We start from the raw sequence: 16868 nt of genomic DNA on the forward strand, positions 1-16868 counted from the left end.
ACCGCCCCCCACCGTCAACTCCCCATAAGCAACTTTATTGCAATATTATCCCAACTCACTGAAAAATATAAGGGAATTTGAATTCGGCGCCCGGCCTGGCGACCGCCAGCCCTCGGCGAAAACAGAATCACCAGCGGCCAACAAAACAGGCCCGCGCGGCCGGCAGAGCCATCAAACCCGCTGCCGCAGCGGCTTTCGCGGGCTTCGAATCAAATGGCGGCCGACACGAATCGAACGCCCGGCGGGATTCGCCGATTCACACGCCCTGGATATAATCGCGCATCGCCGTCGCCTCGGCCTCGATCCGGTCGATGCGGGCCTTCACCAGATCGCCGATCGACACGAGGCCGGCGAGGCGGCCATCCTCCACCACCGGCAGATGGCGGATCCGCCGCTTCGTCATTAGCGAGAGCGCATGCAGGACCGGCACGTCGCCGGTGACGGTGATGGCGGGCGCCGTCATCACCCGTTCGACCGGCCAGTCGAGGATCGCGGCGCCGTCGCTCTGCAGCTTATAGATGATGTCCCGTTCGGACAGGATGCCCGCCACGCTGGCGCCATCCATCACCGGCACCGCGCCGATCCGCTTCGAAGCGATCAGCGACACGACCTCCGCCACGCGCGTCCCCGTCGATACGCTGATCACATCGTGGCCCTTGCCCCCGAGAATCGTCGCTATCGTCATGTCCGCCTCCTTGGCTTCGGATCCCGGCTCCGGCGGTCTTGCCGCCGCCTGGGTTGATGAAAACACGCCGCAGGCGCAAATGGAAGCAATGACTGAGCATCGCCCGCCGCATTCCGACCCCAGGCGCCTGTCGCCGTCGTGGAGCCATTATTGGCGCCTGATGCGCTGGATGGTCCTGGCGGCGATCGTCGCGGTGGCCGCCGCGCTCTATTATCTTCATGTCGAGGGCGGGCTGGTCAGCATCCACATGGTGATCGCCACCATCGCCGGCGTCGGCGCATCGGTGCTGCTGGGCGCGGGCCTGATGCTGCTGGTGTTCATGAGCTCGGGATCGGGCCATGACGAGGATGTGGGCGGCAGGAAGGACAGGCCATGACCGACGCGACCTCGGCCCATCATCCGCGTGATCCGATATTGCGGGTCGTGCCGCGCCCCGGCGACATCAATTCCAACGGCCATATCTTCGGCGGCTGGGTGCTGAGCCAGATGGATATCGCCGGCGGCATCGTCGCCCATCGCGAGACCAAGGGCGCGACGGCCACGGTGGCCATCGATTCCATGGCCTTCATCGCGCCGATCCTGCTGCACGATCTGATATCGGTCTATGCCGAGGTCGAGCGGCGCGGGCGCACCTCGCTCGCCATCCGCATCGAGGTGATCGCCACGCGCGATGCCGGCGCACAGGAGGTGAAGGTGACGGAAGGACTGTTCACCTTCGTGGCGCTCGACGAGAATCACCGCCCGCGCCCCCTGCCTCCCCGCTGATCGGACGGCCGCGCTTCAGCCGAAGCGGTAGCCGGAAACCTTCCAGCCGATCACATGATCGGCGAACACATGCGCCGCAGGATCATCCCCGCCGGCCCCGGCCGCGACCATCAACGGGATAAGATGCTCCTCGCGCGGATGCGCGAAGCGGGCATGCGGCAGCGTGCTCCACGCCGAAAGGCGCCGGGCGCGCGCCTCGGGATCGGGATCGGTGACGGCCGCGGTCAGCGCGGCATCGAAGATGTCGGCGGGGCCGGTGGCGTCGCCGTCGCGCACGCGCATATTGTGGAAGCTCATCCCCGATCCGACGATCAGCACGCCTTCATCGCGCAAGGGCGCCAGCGCGCGGCCGGCGGCGATATGCGCGGCGGGATCGAGATCCTGGCGCAGCGAAAGCTGGGCCGTCGGGATATCCGCCCCCGGCACCGCGACCTTCATCGGCACGAACACGCCGTGATCCCAGCCGCGCTCGGCGTCACGAACGGTGGCGAATCCCGCATCGGCCAGCAAGCCGGCGGCGCGCCGCGCCACATCGGGGGCGCCCGGCGCATCCCAGTGGAGCCGATAAGTATGCGGCGGAAAGCCGTAATAATCGTAGAGCAGGCCCGGCCGCGCGCCATCCTGGACGGTGAACGCATCCTCCTCCCAATGGCCCGAGACGACGAGCAGCGCCTTCGGCCGTTCCGGCAGGCCCGCGACGAAGCCGGCGAGAAACGCCTCCATGCGCGTCCACATGCCGGCGGGATCGTCCATGAAGAAGCAGGGGCCTCCGCCATGGGGGATGAAGAAGCTGGGTTGGCGCATCCGATTCCATATCCTTCGCGGGCCACGCTTTACCCGCCCGTCGGGTCATGGCCGGCCATGGCGACGGAGATGGCATGCGCCGCGCCATTGGCAAGGGCCGGCGCGCGCCATGCCGATCGCCCGCAGCACTCTTTCAAGCGGCAGCCGCAGCGTTTATGCGCTGATGGCATGACGCGCTTCACGGTGAACGGCCAGCCGGTCCATTATCGCATGGACCCCGAGACCCCGCTCTTGTGGGCGCTGCGCGACGCATCGAACCTGACGGGCACCAAATATGGTTGCGGCGCGGGGCTGTGCGGGGCCTGCACCGTCCATATCGACGGCGCGGCGGTGCGATCCTGCCAGGTACCGATCGGCTCCATCGAAGGCAGCTTCGTGACGACGATCGAGGCGCTGTCGCGCGATCGCAGCCATCCCGTGCAGCAGGCGTGGGTGGCCGAAAGCGTGCCGCAATGCGGCTATTGCCAGTCCGGCATCATCATGGCCGTGGCGGCGATGCTGGAGAAGAATCCCAACCCCAGCGATGCCGACATCGATGCGGAGATCACCAATATCTGCCGCTGCGGCACCTATCCGCGCATCCGCCGCGCGATCCGCCACGCCGCGCGCGTCGCCGCCGGGGGCGAGACGATCGCCGCCGCGCCGCCGCCGGGGATCGATCCCGAGGACGCGGCCCGCGCCATTCCCGCCCTCACCCCGCCCAAGCCCGCCGGCAAGGAATGAGCGGAAAAGTCCGGCAGCTTTCAATTCGCTGACCAAGGGGTTCAGCCTCCGCTCAGTGGACTTCGCCCAGGGTGTGCCCCAAGGTGGCGCGGATGTGCGCCTGGGCAAGGAGCATGGACATGGTGCGTGGGATTTTGGTGGCGCTGCTGCTGGCCGCGACCGCCGCGACCCCGGCGCTGGCGCAATCGCAAGGCTGGCACGGGCAGGGTTCGCAGGGACGGAGCTGGCAGGGGCAGACCGGCGGGCGCGGCGATATCGGCCGTCCGGGCGGCCGCATGGAAGGCCCCGCGCAGCGCCCCGACACGGCACGCCCCGCCCCCTCGGCCAATGCGTCGCCCCGCTGGAACGGATCCATCGCCCGCGGCAACAGCGCGGAGGGCGCGCGCGGCCCGCAGCGCCCGGCGCCGCAGCGCGCGGGGCTTTCTGGCAATGAAGACGGCCGCGACCGCGCCGCCCTCCGCCGTGGCGATAGCTGGTCGGCCGATCCCCGGACACGCCCCGGATCGCAGCCGGCCGACAGCCGCTATCGCGACCGCACGATCCGCTATGGCGATCGCGATGCAATCAACGGCCGGCCCGGAAATAACTGGAACGACCGGGACCGGCCGGGCCGCGACAATCGCTGGGACAATCGCGAGCGGTGGGACGACCGCAGGGATCGCGATCGCGGGGACAACCAATGGGACAACCGCAACCGCTGGTCGCAGGGGTGGCGCAACGACAATCGCTACGACTGGCAGCATTATCGCCAGTCCAACCGTTATATCTATCGCCTGCCCGTCTATTACGGCCCGGCCGGCCATGGCGGCTATCGCCCTTGGGCGCCGGGCTACCGGCTGCCGGGGGTCTATTATGTCCGCAGCTACTGGATCAGCGATCCCTGGTATTATCGCCTGCCGCCGATCTACGGCCCCTATCGCTGGGTCCGCTATTATGACGACGTGCTGCTGATCGACACCACCACCGGCCTGATCGAGGATGTCATTCCCGGCTTCTTCTGGCGCTGACCGAGGCGGATATCCGGGAAGGCCCGGCCTGCACAGCGCAGGCCGGGCCTTCTGTTTCGTCATCATGTTTCAGCCTTGAAAAAATCCAGCCTTCCCAGCGCCTTGTTTCTGTATGGAAGCTGACGATCACATTCCTCCACCGTTCACGCGCGCTATGGAAATCCGGGGATCGGAAGCGGACGGCAATCGATCCGCGGACCTTGGAGGAAAGACCGGACCCATGCGCAAGCTCATCATCTCGGCCCTGATCGCGGCCACCGCCATGCCGCTGGCCGCCCAGGCGCAGACCGCCGAACTGAAGCGGGATCGTCAGGATATCCGCATGGCGCAGCGTTATGGCGACAGGCACGACGTGCGCGACGCGAAGCGGGAATATCGCGAGGACTGGCAGGATTATCGCCGCAACCATCGCGACGTCTATCGCCGTCCGGCCTATGTCGGCCCGCGCGGCTACGTCTATCGCCCGGTCGCCGTCGGCGCCCGTCTGGGTGCGCCTTATTATGCCTCGCGCTACGTGATCAGCGATCCCTATCGCTACCGGCTGCCGAAGCCGACCGGCGTCAACCGCTGGGTGCGCTACGGCAACGACGTGCTGCTGGTGAACGTGCGCACCGGCCGGGTGATCGAGGCCCATCGCGCCTTCTTCTGGTAAGCGGGCGGCGGCAGCCGCCGGGGGACATCGTCTTCCCGGCGGCTTGCGGCCGGTGTATTACCCCCGTAAAGCGGACGGCATATCTCCTAACAGGGAGCCACGCATGGCCGTTCGTCACCTTCTCCTCGCTTCCGCCGTCTCGCTGCTCGCGGCCCTGCCCGCGAACGCTGAGGCGCAGTCCCCCGCCCCCGTCGCCGCCGCGAGCCAGTCCGCGCACGATCAGCTCCACGCGCTGTTCCATGCCAGCGACGAGGCGAGCCTGAAGCGCAACCCGATCAACGCCATCTTCCGCGGCGACCTGCGCTATGCCGATCATCTCGGCGATTATGTTAGCGACGCTTATTACGATGCCGAGCGCGCCGCAGCCGAGGACGACCTGAAGCGCCTGCACGCGATCGACCGCGCCAGCCTCGATGCCACCGACCAGATCGCCTATGACGTGTTCGAATGGCAGACGCAGGAAACGCTGAAGAACCTGACGCCGGAGATGCTGGCGCTGACCGCCGTGCGCCCCATCGACCATTTCACCGGCTTCCACACCTTCTACCCCAGCTTCGCCTCGGGCCAGGGGGCGGCGCCGTTCAAGACGCTGGCGGATTATGAGAACAACCTGAAGCGCCACAAGGAATATGTGGCGCTGCTGGATCGTTCGATCGAGCGTTTCCGCCAGGGCATGGCATCGGGCGTCGTCCAGTCGAAGATGACTGTCCGCAACATGATCGACCAGCTCGACGAGATCATCGCCCTGGGGGTGGAGGGATCGACCTTCTACGGCCCGGTCAAGAAATTCCCCGAAGGCATTTCCGCCGCCGACCAGGCCCGGCTGAAGACGGCCTATGCCGCCACCATCCGCGACGAGCTGATCCCCGCCCATATCCGCCTGCGCGATTTCCTGAAGAACGAATATCTGCCGGTGGCGCGCGAGGCCGTGGGCATCAGCGCGATGAAGGGCGGCGACAAGGTCTATCTCGCCGCGATCGAGCAGCTCACCACCCTGCCGCTGACGCCCGATTATGTGCACCAGCTCGGCCTTTCCGAGGTGGCGCGCATCCGCAGCCAGATGGAGGCGATCAAGACGCAGGTGGGCTTCAAGGGCACGCTGGCGGAATTCTTCCACCATCTGCGCACCGATCCGAAGTTCAAGCCGAAATCCAAGCAGCAGCTCGTCGACGGCTATTATGCGATCGGCAAGCGCGTGGACGCGCGCATCCCCGAGCAGTTTTCGACCATCCCCAAGACCCCGCTCGAGATCCGCTATTACGAGCCCTATCGCGAAAAGACGCAGGCCGGCGGGTCCTACGAGCCGGGCATGTACGATCCCAAGGACCCGTCGAAGAACCGGCCGGGCATATTCTACTTCAACACCTACGACCTGCCTTCGCGCACCACGCCGGGGATGGAGACGCTCTATCTCCACGAGGGCGCGCCGGGGCACCATTTCCAGATCAGCCTCGCGCAGGAGAATGATCGCCTGCCCGCCTTCATGCGCTATGGCGGCAACACCGCTTATGCCGAAGGCTGGGGCCTTTATGCCGAGACGCTCTGGAAGGAGCTGGGCATGGAGACCGATCCCTATGAGCGGTTCGGCGGGCTGGACGACGAGATGCTGCGCGCGATGCGGCTGGTGGTCGACAGCGGCATCCACGCCAAGGGCTGGACCCGCGAACAGGCGATCAAATACATGCTCGACAATTCGGGCATGGGCGAGACCGACGCGACCGCCGAGGTCGAACGCTACATCGCCTGGCCGGGGCAGGCGCTGGCCTACAAGATCGGCCAGCTCACCATGTCCCGCCTGAAGGCCAAGGCGCAGGCGGAACTGGGCGCCAGGTTCGATCCGCGCGAGTTCCACGCCCAGATCCTGATGACCGGCGCGCTGCCGATGACGGTGCTGGAAAAGAAGATCGACGGCTGGATCGCCAGCGTGAAGGCGGCGAACTGATCCGGGGGCGGTGAGGCCCTCCCCGCCCTATCATGGGCGGCGGGCTGGACCGCTTTCGAACGAAGGACTTGCAGGCCCCTCTCCCGCCCTGGCGGGGAGGGGTTTGTTTTGCGGCAGATTCGATTGCTGTGAGGAAGCTTCTGCCGCCAGCGATGCCGGCCTGCGCCGGCATGACAGCTTGGATCGGCGCCCATGATCTTGGCCATCGCTTGTCGTCACCCTGCACTCGTTTCAGGGCCCATCGTGCGACAAACGCTGTCGGCATTGGGGAGAAGTGGCCCCTGAAACAAGTTCAGGGTGACGATTCTCTGGCGTGATCGAACCACCACCCTCCTGATGGCGATTGGCTTAGGCCGGCTCAGCCCCATCGTCATGGAGATAGAGGTCGACCGGCCAGGGCTGGGCCGATGCCCAGCGCACCGCCTCGGCGACGCTGATGGCTTCGCGTTCGATCGGCGCCGTCTGGATGTCGCAGGCGAGAAGATAGGCGGGAACCGGCTCGGCGCCCACCGCGCCCTGCCCCGCCGGCTCCAGCACGGCGCGCACCGTCCGCCAGCGGCCCGGCCGATCGCGCTTATCAATAAGATTCTGTATCAATGCGATTTTCCGCCCCTTTCGCTTGCGGCAGTAGGTCCTGGGCGCGAAGGAGGGAGCGTTTTTCTACGAACGGTGCCTGCAGGGCGATAAACGACGGCAAAACCGCCCCGAAATGGGACGACTTGTAAGGCCATGATCTTGCACGGCATATAGCCGGGATGATCCAGATCAGGCGGGCCACGGCGGCCGACGGGGCGGCCTTGTGGGCCATTATCGAACCGATCGTGCGCGCGGGCGAAACCTATGCCCTGCCGCGCGACATGGCCCGCGAGGACGCACTTGCCTACTGGCTGGGGCGGGACCGGCATACGTTCGTAGCCGAGGCGGAAGGCCGCGTCCTCGGCACCTATTATCTGCGCGCCAATCAGGCCGGCGGCGGCGGCCATGTCGCCAATTGCGGCTACATGACCGCGCAGGACGCCGGCGGCCGGGGCGTAGCGCGGGCGATGTGCGCCCACTCGATCGATCAGGCGCGCGCGGAGGGGTATCGCGCCATCCAGTTCAACTGTGTCGTCTCCACCAATGTCCGCGCGGTCGGCCTGTGGCAGAAGATGGGGTTCGAGATCGTCGGCCGCCTGCCCGGCGCCTTCCGGCATCCGACCGCCGGTTATGTCGATGCGCTGGTGATGTTCCAGACACTCTAGGCCGCACCCCGGGCGGCCGGGTGGTCGCTGCCGTGTAGCCGGGAAGGTTGGCCTTCCATCGCATCTCATTCCGCCTTCGCGGGAATGAAGGATTTGGGCCTGCCTCGATGCGATGCCGGCCTGCGGCATGACGATTTGGAGGGGCGCCCGGCGATTTTCGCGGATCGGCCGCCTTATCCTTCCGCCGATTCAATAAGCCCGGGCGACCGCGAACTCGACCGCTTCGACCAGCGCCGCGCGGGCATGGCCGCTGCCCAGCCCGCCCAGCGCATCGACCGCGCGCTGGCCGTAGATGCGGGCGCGGGCGAAGGTATCGTCCAGCGCGCCGGTTTCACGCAGCAGGCGGGTGGCGTGGGCGAGATCATCGTCCGAGGCGCGCCGGCCTTCCATCGCATCGCGCCAGAACTGGCGATCCTCGTCGGCCCCCCGCGCATGGGCGAGGATCACCGGCAGCGTGACCTTGCCGTCGCGGAAATCGTCGCCCGTGTCCTTTCCCATCGTCGCCCCGTCCGACAGATAGTCGATCGCGTCGTCGATCAGCTGGAAGGCGATGCCGAGGTTGCGGCCATAGGCGTCGAGCGCCAGCTCCACGCTTTCGTCGCGTTCGGCCACCACCGCGGCGATGCGGCAGGCCGCGGCGAACAGCGCCGCCGTCTTGGCGCCGATAATGTCGAGATAGCGTTCCTCGGTGGTTTCGATCCGGCGCTGGGCGGTGAGCTGGTTCACCTCGCCCTCGGCGATCACGGCCGATGCGTTGGACAGGATGCGCAGCACGCGCAGGCTGCCATCCTCCACCATCAGCTCGAACGAGCGGCTGAACAGGAAATCGCCGACCAGCACGCTGGCGGGATTGCCCCAGATCATGTTGGCGGTGCGCTTGCCCCGGCGCAGGCCCGATCCGTCGACGACATCGTCGTGCAGCAGGGTGGCGGTGTGGATGAACTCCACCGACGCGGCCAGCTTGTGGTGGCGCGTGCCGTCATAATCCAGCAGGCGGGCGCAGGCGAGCGTCAGCATCGGCCGCATCCGCTTGCCCCCGCCGGCGATCAGGTGGCCAGCCAGCTCCGGGATCAGCGGCACATCGCTCTGCATTCGATCGAGGATGACCGCGTTCACCTGCTTCATATCGGCTTCGACGAGACGGACCATCGGCTCCAGCGAGGGCGCGGCCTTGCGATGCAGGGGGGTAACGGTAGCAGTCATGACAAGCGCCCTTGGCGCGGCGCGGCCGTAAAGGCAAGCGCCCGGGGTTGCACAGAGGCCCGAACCTCCACAAAAGGGCGCCGGTTCCGAGCCCGAAGGGAAAATGATGTCAGACGACGTGCTGAAGCGGTATCGCGAAAGCATCGACAATATCGATGCTGCGCTGGTCTTCATGCTGGCCGAACGCTTCAAGGTCACGCAGGCCGTGGGCCGCTACAAGGCCGAGGCCGGCCTGCCTCCGGCGGACCCCGGCCGCGAATCGGCCCAGATCGAACGGCTGCGGACGCTGGCGCGATCGGCCAATCTGGACCCGGACTTTTCCGAAAAATTCCTGCGCTTCATCATCGACGAGGTGATCCGCCACCACGAAAAGGCGCGCGCGGCGGAATAAGGGCCGGGGACGCCGCCGGAACGCGGCATCACGCCTTGTTAAGCGGGCGGATTTAGGCTCAACCCTTGCTTGTGGAAAAGCCCCCGCCGACGCCCCTCGACCTCCTGCCGCTGACCCATAGCTGGCCGCTTTTCGAATCCGGGCAGCGGTTTGACCTGGGAACGCTGCGGGACGATGCGGGGCCGGCGACGAACGTCGTCCTCGATCCCGACCATTTCGAGCGGCAGGGCATCGGCGTGTGGCAGTGCGATCTCGCCGACAACGGGCTCCGCTGGTCGCCCACCGTCTACGACCTGTTCGGCCTGCCGCGCGGGGCCGGGCTATTGCGGCCGGAGATCGTTGCGCTTTATTGCGAGCCCTCGCGCGCGGCGATGGAGCGGCTGCGCGCGCACGCCATCCGCCACCGCCGCGGCTTCACCATCGATGTGGAGATCCTGCCCACCCGCCGGAGGAGCCGGTGGATGCGGCTGGTGGCGGCACCGATCTGCGAAGGCGGCCGCACGGTGCGCCTGCACGGCCTGAAGCGCGACGTCACGCACGAATATCGGTAAGATCAGCGCCGGGCCTCGGGGCCCAGCGCGGGATCGAGATCGCGGGGGCGGATGAAGCGGGCGAGCATGCCGCTGCCGGCCTTCACATCGGCCCAATGATCGACGTCGATATGGATTTCCGCGAGCGCGGCGGTGGGAAACTTCTCCTCCACCTGATCGCGCGCGGCATCGTCCGGCCGGTCGGGCACCAGCAGCAGCACCAGATCCTCCATCCCCGGATTATGCCCGCTGAGCAGCAGGGCATCGGCATCGTCGGGCGCTTCCTGCACGACATCGAGCAGGGTAGCGGCGGATGCGAGGTAGATGCGCTTGTCGAGCTCGACATGGAGCGAACGGCCATAGCCCTCCCACAGGCCGTCCAGGGTTTCGACCACGCGCAGGGCGGGCGAGGCGATGACGAGATCGTAACGCAGGCCGAGATCGCGCATGTGTCGGCCCATCAGCCGGGCACCCTTGAACCCGCGCGGATTGAGCGGTCGATCGAAATCGCGGGCGACGGGATCGTCCCAGCCCGATTTCGCGTGGCGCAGCAGCGTCAGCCGTTTCATTCCGTTCCAACATCCCCTTCCGGCTCCATGCTGATGCCGGAAACTTGTTGCGGTGAAAAGGCGCCGACAGGGTTAGCGGGCGCGGATGCGTTGAGCGCCGCGACATGCGCGACGGCTTCGTCCAGCGTGAGCCGCCGCACCGGCACGCCGGCCGGAAATGCATCGAGCAGGCGGGACGGCGTGGCCGCCGACAGCAGCACGAAGGCGCCGCGATCGTCCGCGCGGCGGATCAGCCGGCCGAAGGCCTGCGCCAGCCGCGCCCGCACGACGCGATCGTCATGCGCCGATCCGCCGCCGGCGGCGCGGCGCGCGGCATGGAGCACGGTGGGGCGCGGCCATGGCACCCCTTCCATCACCACCAGCCGGAGCGATGCGCCAGGCACGTCCACCCCGTCGCGCAGCGCATCGGTGCCGAGCAGCGAGGCGCGGCGATCATCGCGGAAGATATCGACCAGCGTGCCCGTATCGATCGGATCGACATGCTGGGCGTAGAGCGGCAGCCCTTCGCGGGCGAGGCGATCGGCGATGCGGGCATGCACCGCCTTCAGCCGCTGGATCGCGGTGAACAGGCCAAGCGTGCCGCCGCCCGCCGCCTGAATCAGCCGGGCATAGGCCAACCCCAGCCCGGCGAGATCGCCGCGCTTCAGATCGGTGACGATCAGCACCTCGGCCCGGGCGGCATAGTCGAAGGGGCTCGGCGCCTCGAAGCGGGGCACCGCCTGATCGAGATGGACGGCGCCCGTGCGGGCTTCGGCGGCCGCCCAATCCTCCCCGCCGCGCAGGGTGGCGGAGGTGACGAGCACGCCGTGCGCGGGCTTCAGCACGGTTTCGGCCAGCGGCCGGGTGGGATCAAGCCAGTGGCGGTGGAGGCCGATGTCGAATTCGCGCCCCTCGATCCGGTCGACGGCCAGCCAGTCGACATAATCGGGATCGACCGGGCCGCCGATCCGCGCGAGCAGCGCCACCCAGGCGGCGAGGAGCTGGCCGCGGTTGGAAAGGCCGGCGACGGCCCCTTCGATCCGCGCGCGGGCCGGGCCGTCCAGCCAGTCCGGTCCGTCTTCCAGCAGGCCTTCCAGCCGCTGGCGCAGGCGGGCGAGCGGGCGGACCAGCGCCTCCAGCGCACGGGCGGCGGGAGCGGCGGCATCGATCAGCGCGGGATCGAGCTCCGCCGCCTCGGTTTCCAGGCCGTAGCCCGCATCGGCCGCGGACGCGCGGGCATAGACGGTGTCGCGCACCGCGGCGAGCAGCCGTTCGACCGGGCCGAGCGGCAGCCCTTCCCCAAGCCTGCCCAGCCAGCCATCGGCCGGCAGCGCGGAGGCTGCCTCCACCGCCGCATCGATGGCCAGCGCGCCTTCCTCGTCATAGGAAGCGACATCGGAAAGGCGGGCGGAAAGGCCCCGCCTGCGCCCGCGCGACTTACCTTCGGGGCCGACGATCCAGCGGCGAAGCTCGATCGTCTCCTGCCCGGTCAGCGCGGTGGCGAAGGTGGAATCGGCGGCATCGAACAGATGATGCCCCTCGTCGAACACCATGCGCGCGAGCGGCAGGCCTTCCTCCCGCCGGCGGGTGGCCAGGATCATCACCAGCGCATGGTTGGCGATGACGAGATCGGCCCCTTCGGCCGCGCGGGCCGACCGTTCGATGAAGCATTTTCGATAATGCGGGCAGCCGGCATAGACGCATTCGCCGCGCCGGTCGGTGAGCGCGGTGGAGCCGGCGCGGCGGAACAGGGTGACGAGCCAGCCGGGCAGATCGCCGCCCACCATATCGCCGTCGCGGCTATAGGCCGCCCAGCGCGCGACGAGCTGGGCGAGGATCGCCGCCCGCCCCTGGAAGCCGCCCTGCAGCGCATCCTCCAGATTGAGCAGGCAGAGATAATTTTCCCGCCCCTTGCGCACCACCACCCGGCGGGCGCGATCGGCGGGATGCGGGAAGATGCGCGCGGTTTCGCGATCGAGCTGGCGCTGGAGCGCCTTGGTATAGGTGGAAACCCAGACGGTGCCGCCGGCTTCCGCCGCCCAGAGCGAGGCCGGCGCCAGATAGCCCAGCGTCTTGCCGATGCCGGTGCCGGCTTCGGCCAGCAGCATGTTGGGCCGGCCTTCCGCGCGGCGGGGATCGAAAACACGCGCCGCGGCTTCCGCATAGAGGCGCTGGCCCTCGCGCGGCTCGGCGCCCGATCCCACCAGCCGGGCCAGCGCGTCATCGGTTTCGGCATCGGCCAGCACCAGCGGCCGGGGCTGCGGGCGGGGTGCTGCCTCCTCCCATTCGGGAAGCTTCGAGAACAGCCAGCGTTCGGCGCGTTCGGGCCGGTCGATCCGTTCGGCGACGGCGGCCGCCCAGGGCCAGCGCAGGCGGAACATGGCCTGCGCCGCCGTCCAGCCGCCCTCGCGCTCCGCCCAGCCGGCATCGCCCAGCCGATCGAGCAAGGCGGCGGCGGCGCGCAGCAGGAAGGGCGCGGCGGCCGCATCGTCCGCCGGCGGCTCCAGCCCCAGCGCGCGGGCCATGCCGGCGGGCGTGGGCACGACGAAGCGGGCGGGATGGACGAAGGCGAAGAGTTCGAGCAGGTCGAGGCCGGAAAGCTCGCCATAGCCCAGCCGGGTGGCGGTGACGGGCGCGTTGAGCAGCACCGCCGGGGTCTCCGCCGCCAGCGCGATCGCCTCCCCCCGGCCGACGCTGCGGACGGCGCCGTCGGGGGTGGCGATCCAGATGCCGCCATGGGTGGCGTGGATGGCGGGCCAGGGAAGCGGGGTGGACACGGACCCTCCTTAGCGCCACGGGAACGGGAGGGGAACGGCCAGCTTGCGGATCGGTTGCGGACGGGATGGGGGTTGTTGCTTATCCCCGCGTCACGCCAGCGCAGGCTGGCGTCGCTGACGATCAACCCGTCCGATCATGCCGCCGAGAGGCCATGCCAGGCCCGATGTGATGCCAGGCTGCGCTGGCATGGCATTGGGGCCTGATACGACGTTGAGGGGGGGAACATCTGTTGCGGGCATTCCCCGCGTCCCCGTCGACAGGCCCTCCGTCCGCCGGATATCCCAAGGCCTGTCGACGGGATTGTCGAGGGCGCCCGCGCCTTATGCGATCCGGGCGCGCAGCCGCTGCGCTTGTCCCGAGCGGATCGCGGCGCCGATCGCGCCGAAGCCGACCAGCAGCATCAGCCAGGTCGCCGGTTCAGGAACCGAGGCCGGGACCGGGAGGGCGATGCCCTGCCAGCTGGTCACGTAGGGCTTGTCGTTCACGATCTCGAGCTCGACGATGCCGGTATTGTCCAGGCCATGCGAGAAGGCGAAGCCCGAGCTGACATTCTGGGCGAAATAGGACATGACAAAGCCGATTTCGGCCCCGTGCCCGACGATGGCCACGACCCCGTCCTCATCCTTGTGGGCGGCGATCATCTCCTGCCACGCCGGCAGCACGCGGGCGACCATGTCATCCAGCGATTCCGCATTGGGCAGATCGGCCTTGGCGGCGGTATCCCCCATCGCCCAGCGACCGATGATGCTCAGATAATCCACGGCCGGGCCACCAAGCTCGACATCGCCGACATACCATTCGTTGGTGCGGGCGTCGGCGGTGGGCGTCAGGCCGAAATGGGCGGCGGTGGGCGCGATGGTCTGCTGCGTGCGCTGGTAGGCGCTCGTATAGATGGTCGTGATATTGTAGCCGGCCAGAACATCGGCCAGATCGAGCGCCTGCTGCTGCCCCAAGGCGGTGAGCGGCGGATCGAGCATCTCTTCAACAGTAGTGGCGGTGCCGGCGTTCGCCGTGCTTTCGGCATGGCGGATGAAAAGGAAAGATGCCGCGTTTGCGGCCGCCCCCTGCATCGCCGCAATCAGAAGTGCGGCGATGATCGTGATTTTCGACATCGGCTTCCTCTCTGTTGTTGTTCTGGGCTTCGGGAAACCTGCGTATGGGATGGTTAACGGCGCTTCAATTGGGAATTGCCGCGGCCGCCGCCAGGGATTGTTTTGATAATCCGCTTTTTCGGATTTGCGGACTCTGAGAGACTGTTCGGGAAATCCGGTTTCACCGGATTTGCGGGCCGTGCCGAAATCCGCGAAAAGCGAATTCCTAAACCGCCCCTCAGATCCTACCGCGCCAGCGCCGCCACGAATTTTTCGACGTCGGGCAGGCGATCGAAGTGGATGTTGCCGTCGATATCGGCGGCGGGATCGCCATGAACCATGATCATCGCCGCATTGCCGAAGCCGCGCCGGTCGACCGCGCCCAATATGCCGCCGAGGATGCGCTCGCGGCCGATCTCCATCAGCGGGTAACGCTGCCAGGGCAGGCTCCACACCACGCGCCGGTCGGTGACGGTCAGCCGGATGAAGGGCGCGCGGGCGACCCCGAGCAGGAAGCCCGGATAGCGGCGGAGCAGCAGGAGGATGACGAGCAGCACCAGCAAGGCGAGCGTGACGGTGCCGCCGACCGCGAAAGCGAGGAGACGCGGCGTCTGCGGCGCCGGCCACCACATCGCCCAGAGGAGGAAGGTAAGCGTCCAGAGCTGGAGCAGCAGGCAGCCGGCCATGATGAGGCTGCCCGAGGGCATCGCCCGGAGCCCCGGCCGCGCGACATAGAGCCTGCGTTCGGGAACCGGATCGATCCGCCGCGCATAGAGCACGGGCAGCGCGGCATCGGCTGAAAGGATTTCCGGTTCCACGGTCCGCATCGGGCACCCCGCTTCCCGCCCCGATTGCGCGCCCTTCGGCTTTCCATCCGGGGCGGAATCGCTCTAAGGCGTCCTCCAAACACCTAAACGACACGGGAACACATGGCAAACGACCTCCGCGCAGCCGCCCTCGACAGCAAGGCCTGGCCCTTCGAGGAAGCCCGCAAGCTGCTGAAGCGATATCCGGACGGCGCGCCGGAGAAGGGCTATGTGCTGTTCGAGACCGGCTATGGCCCGTCGGGCCTGCCGCATATCGGCACCTTCAACGAGGTGCTGCGCACGACCATGGTGCGCCACGCCTTCGAGGCGCTGTCCGACGTGCCGACCCGGCTGATCGCCTTTTCGGACGACATGGACGGCCTGCGCAAGGTGCCGGACAACGTGCCCAACCAGGAGATGCTGCGCGCGCATCTGGGCAAGCCCCTGACCCAGGTGCCCGACCCGTTCGGCAAGTTCGAAAGCTTCGCCCATCACAACAATGCGATGCTGCGCGATTTCCTGGATCGTTTCGGCTTCGAATATGAATTCCTGTCCGCCACCGAATGCTACACGTCCGGCCGGTTCGATGCGGCGCTGAAGGATATCCTGCGCCATTATGACGCGATCATGGGCGTGATGCTGCCGACGCTGCGCAAGGAGCGGCAGGCGACCTATTCCCCCGTGCTGCCGATCAGCGAGAAGAGCGGCATCGTGCTGCAGGTGCCGGTGGAGGTGGTGGACGCCGAGCAGGGGCTGGTGCGGTTCGAGGATGAGGGCGAGACGGTGGTCCAGTCCATCCTCGGCGGCAGGGCCAAGCTGCAGTGGAAGGTCGACTGGGCGATGCGCTGGGTGGCGCTGGGCGTCGATTACGAGATGGCCGGCAAGGACCTGATCGATTCGGTGACGCAATCGGGCAAGATCGCCCGCGTGCTGGGCGTGCGGCCGCCCGAGGGCTTCAATTACGAGATGTTCCTGGACGAGAAGGGGGAGAAGATCTCCAAGTCCAAGGGCAATGGCCTGAGCCTCGAGCAGTGGCTGACCTACGGGCCGGAGGAGAGCCTGGCCTTCTACGCCTATCGCGAGCCGAAGAAGGCGAAGTCGCTCCACATGGGCGTGATCCCGCGCGCGGTGGACGATTACTGGCAGTTCCGCGCCGCCTATCCCGCCCAGCCGATCGAGCAGAAGCTGGGCAATCCCGTGCACCATATCCACAACGGCCAGGTGCCGGCGGCGACCCTGCCGATCAGCTTCGGCCTGCTGCTGAACCTCGTCGGCGTGCTGGGCGAGGCGGACGAGGCGCAGGTCTGGGGCTATCTGGCCAATTACGTGCCCGATGCGAGCGCGGAGGCCTATCCCGAACTGGCCCGGCTGATCGGCCACGCGCTGGCCTATCACCGCGATTTCGTGGCGCCCACCCTGGTCCGCCGCAAGCCCGACGCGAAGGAAGCCGCCGCGCTGCAGGAGCTGGACGACAAGCTGGCGGCGCTGGGCGAGGATGCCGATGCCGAGGCGATCCAGAACGAGGTCTATGAAATCGGCAAGGCGCATTTCGGCAAGGAGGCGCTGCGCGACTGGTTCAAGGCGCTCTACGAAACCCTGCTGGGATCGAGCCAGGGGCCGCGCATGGGCAGCTTCATCAAGCTTTACGGCGTCGCCAACAGCCGCCGGCTGATCGCCGAGGCGCTGGCCTGACAGGCGCGTT

18 protein-coding genes are annotated in these 16868 nt (G+C 67.6%); 10 read left to right on the forward strand and 8 right to left on the reverse strand.

Going from position 1 to position 16868, the window contains the following annotated elements; genetic code table 11:
• Nucleotides 1–256 precede the first annotated feature (256 nt).
• Nucleotides 257–685: a CBS domain-containing protein gene (locus CV103_RS15715; protein WP_015458460.1), complete on the reverse strand. Its 429-nt coding sequence runs from the start codon at nt 683–685 to the stop codon at nt 257–259.
• Nucleotides 686–773: 88 nt separating this feature from the next.
• Between CV103_RS15715 and CV103_RS15720 the strand changes: the two genes are divergently transcribed.
• Together CV103_RS15720 and CV103_RS15725 are read left to right on the forward strand one after the other, a co-directional pair.
• A complete protein-coding gene (locus CV103_RS15720; RefSeq protein ID WP_041865275.1) occupies nt 774–1061 on the forward strand; it encodes a hypothetical protein in 288 nt (95 codons plus the stop codon).
• The gene (locus CV103_RS15725) at nt 1058–1450 is read left to right on the forward strand and encodes an acyl-CoA thioesterase (RefSeq protein ID WP_015458462.1); all 393 of its coding nucleotides are present in this window, start codon (nt 1058–1060) and stop codon (nt 1448–1450) included. Before CV103_RS15720 ends, CV103_RS15725 begins: the two co-directional genes overlap by 4 nt.
• Nucleotides 1451–1465: 15 nt before the next feature.
• Here CV103_RS15725 and CV103_RS15730 read toward each other — a convergent pair whose 3' ends face one another.
• Complete coding sequence (locus tag CV103_RS15730) at nt 1466–2254, reverse strand: DODA-type extradiol aromatic ring-opening family dioxygenase (RefSeq protein ID WP_107395491.1); 789 nt, start codon at nt 2252–2254, stop codon at nt 1466–1468.
• Nucleotides 2255–2422: 168 nt separating this feature from the next.
• On the opposite strand from CV103_RS15730, the gene CV103_RS15735 reads away from it, so the two are divergent.
• From CV103_RS15735 to CV103_RS15750, 4 genes are all read left to right on the forward strand, one after another.
• Nucleotides 2423–2977 carry a (2Fe-2S)-binding protein gene (locus CV103_RS15735; RefSeq protein ID WP_107395492.1) on the forward strand — a complete coding sequence of 185 codons (555 nt, stop codon included), beginning with the start codon at nt 2423–2425 and terminating at the stop codon, nt 2975–2977.
• Nucleotides 2978–3096: 119 nt separating this feature from the next.
• Nucleotides 3097–3984, forward strand: a complete 888-nt coding sequence (locus CV103_RS15740) for an RcnB family protein (protein WP_146163445.1) — start codon at nt 3097–3099, stop codon at nt 3982–3984.
• A 220-nt stretch (nt 3985–4204) separates the two neighbouring features.
• Nucleotides 4205–4636, forward strand: coding sequence for an RcnB family protein (locus tag CV103_RS15745; protein ID WP_015458466.1), 432 nt, complete (start codon nt 4205–4207; stop codon nt 4634–4636).
• Between the two features lie 103 nt (nt 4637–4739).
• Nucleotides 4740–6578 carry a DUF885 domain-containing protein gene (locus tag CV103_RS15750; RefSeq protein WP_107395494.1) on the forward strand — a complete coding sequence of 613 codons (1839 nt, stop codon included), beginning with the start codon at nt 4740–4742 and terminating at the stop codon, nt 6576–6578.
• 348 nt (nt 6579–6926) lie between these two features.
• Here the strand turns inward: CV103_RS15750 and CV103_RS15755 are convergent, their stop codons facing one another.
• On the reverse strand, nt 6927–7175 hold the full coding sequence (locus CV103_RS15755) for a hypothetical protein (protein ID WP_107395495.1): 249 nt from the start codon (nt 7173–7175) through the stop codon (nt 6927–6929).
• A gap of 158 nt (nt 7176–7333) precedes the next feature.
• Between CV103_RS15755 and CV103_RS15760 the strand changes: the two genes are divergently transcribed.
• Nucleotides 7334–7819, forward strand: coding sequence for a GNAT family N-acetyltransferase (locus CV103_RS15760; protein ID WP_015458469.1), 486 nt, complete (start codon nt 7334–7336; stop codon nt 7817–7819).
• A gap of 189 nt (nt 7820–8008) precedes the next feature.
• On the opposite strand, the gene CV103_RS15765 is transcribed toward CV103_RS15760, so the two are convergent.
• Nucleotides 8009–9022 (reverse strand): polyprenyl synthetase family protein, encoded by a 1014-nt coding sequence (locus CV103_RS15765; RefSeq protein WP_107395496.1) that lies wholly within the window; start codon nt 9020–9022, stop codon nt 8009–8011.
• 106 nt (nt 9023–9128) lie between these two features.
• On the opposite strand from CV103_RS15765, the gene CV103_RS15770 reads away from it, so the two are divergent.
• Together CV103_RS15770 and CV103_RS15775 are read left to right on the forward strand one after the other, a co-directional pair.
• Nucleotides 9129–9413: a chorismate mutase gene (locus tag CV103_RS15770; RefSeq protein WP_070936192.1), complete on the forward strand. Its 285-nt coding sequence runs from the start codon at nt 9129–9131 to the stop codon at nt 9411–9413.
• 71 nt (nt 9414–9484) lie between these two features.
• Complete coding sequence (locus CV103_RS15775) at nt 9485–9964, forward strand: hypothetical protein (protein WP_245896901.1); 480 nt, start codon at nt 9485–9487, stop codon at nt 9962–9964.
• 2 nt (nt 9965–9966) lie between these two features.
• Here CV103_RS15775 and CV103_RS15780 read toward each other — a convergent pair whose 3' ends face one another.
• The 4 genes from CV103_RS15780 to CV103_RS15795 form a co-directional block, all read right to left on the reverse strand.
• Nucleotides 9967–10512, reverse strand: coding sequence for a SixA phosphatase family protein (locus CV103_RS15780; protein ID WP_107395498.1), 546 nt, complete (start codon nt 10510–10512; stop codon nt 9967–9969).
• Entirely contained in the window at nt 10509–13268 is a 2760-nt protein-coding gene (locus CV103_RS15785; RefSeq protein WP_107395499.1) for an ATP-dependent DNA helicase, read from the reverse strand. Before CV103_RS15785 ends, CV103_RS15780 begins: the two co-directional genes overlap by 4 nt.
• A gap of 321 nt (nt 13269–13589) precedes the next feature.
• Nucleotides 13590–14381 (reverse strand): histidine phosphatase family protein, encoded by a 792-nt coding sequence (locus tag CV103_RS22930; protein ID WP_070935033.1) that lies wholly within the window; start codon nt 14379–14381, stop codon nt 13590–13592.
• A 224-nt stretch (nt 14382–14605) separates the two neighbouring features.
• Entirely contained in the window at nt 14606–15187 is a 582-nt protein-coding gene (locus CV103_RS15795; RefSeq protein WP_107395500.1) for a hypothetical protein, read from the reverse strand.
• A gap of 102 nt (nt 15188–15289) precedes the next feature.
• Between CV103_RS15795 and CV103_RS15800 the strand changes: the two genes are divergently transcribed.
• A complete protein-coding gene (locus CV103_RS15800; protein WP_107395501.1) occupies nt 15290–16858 on the forward strand; it encodes a lysine--tRNA ligase in 1569 nt (522 codons plus the stop codon).
• Nucleotides 16859–16868 lie beyond the last annotated feature (10 nt).

The sequence above is a fragment of the Edaphosphingomonas fennica genome, assembly GCF_003034225.1.
Classification (GTDB): Bacteria; Pseudomonadota; Alphaproteobacteria; order Sphingomonadales; family Sphingomonadaceae; genus Sphingomonas_E; species Sphingomonas_E fennica.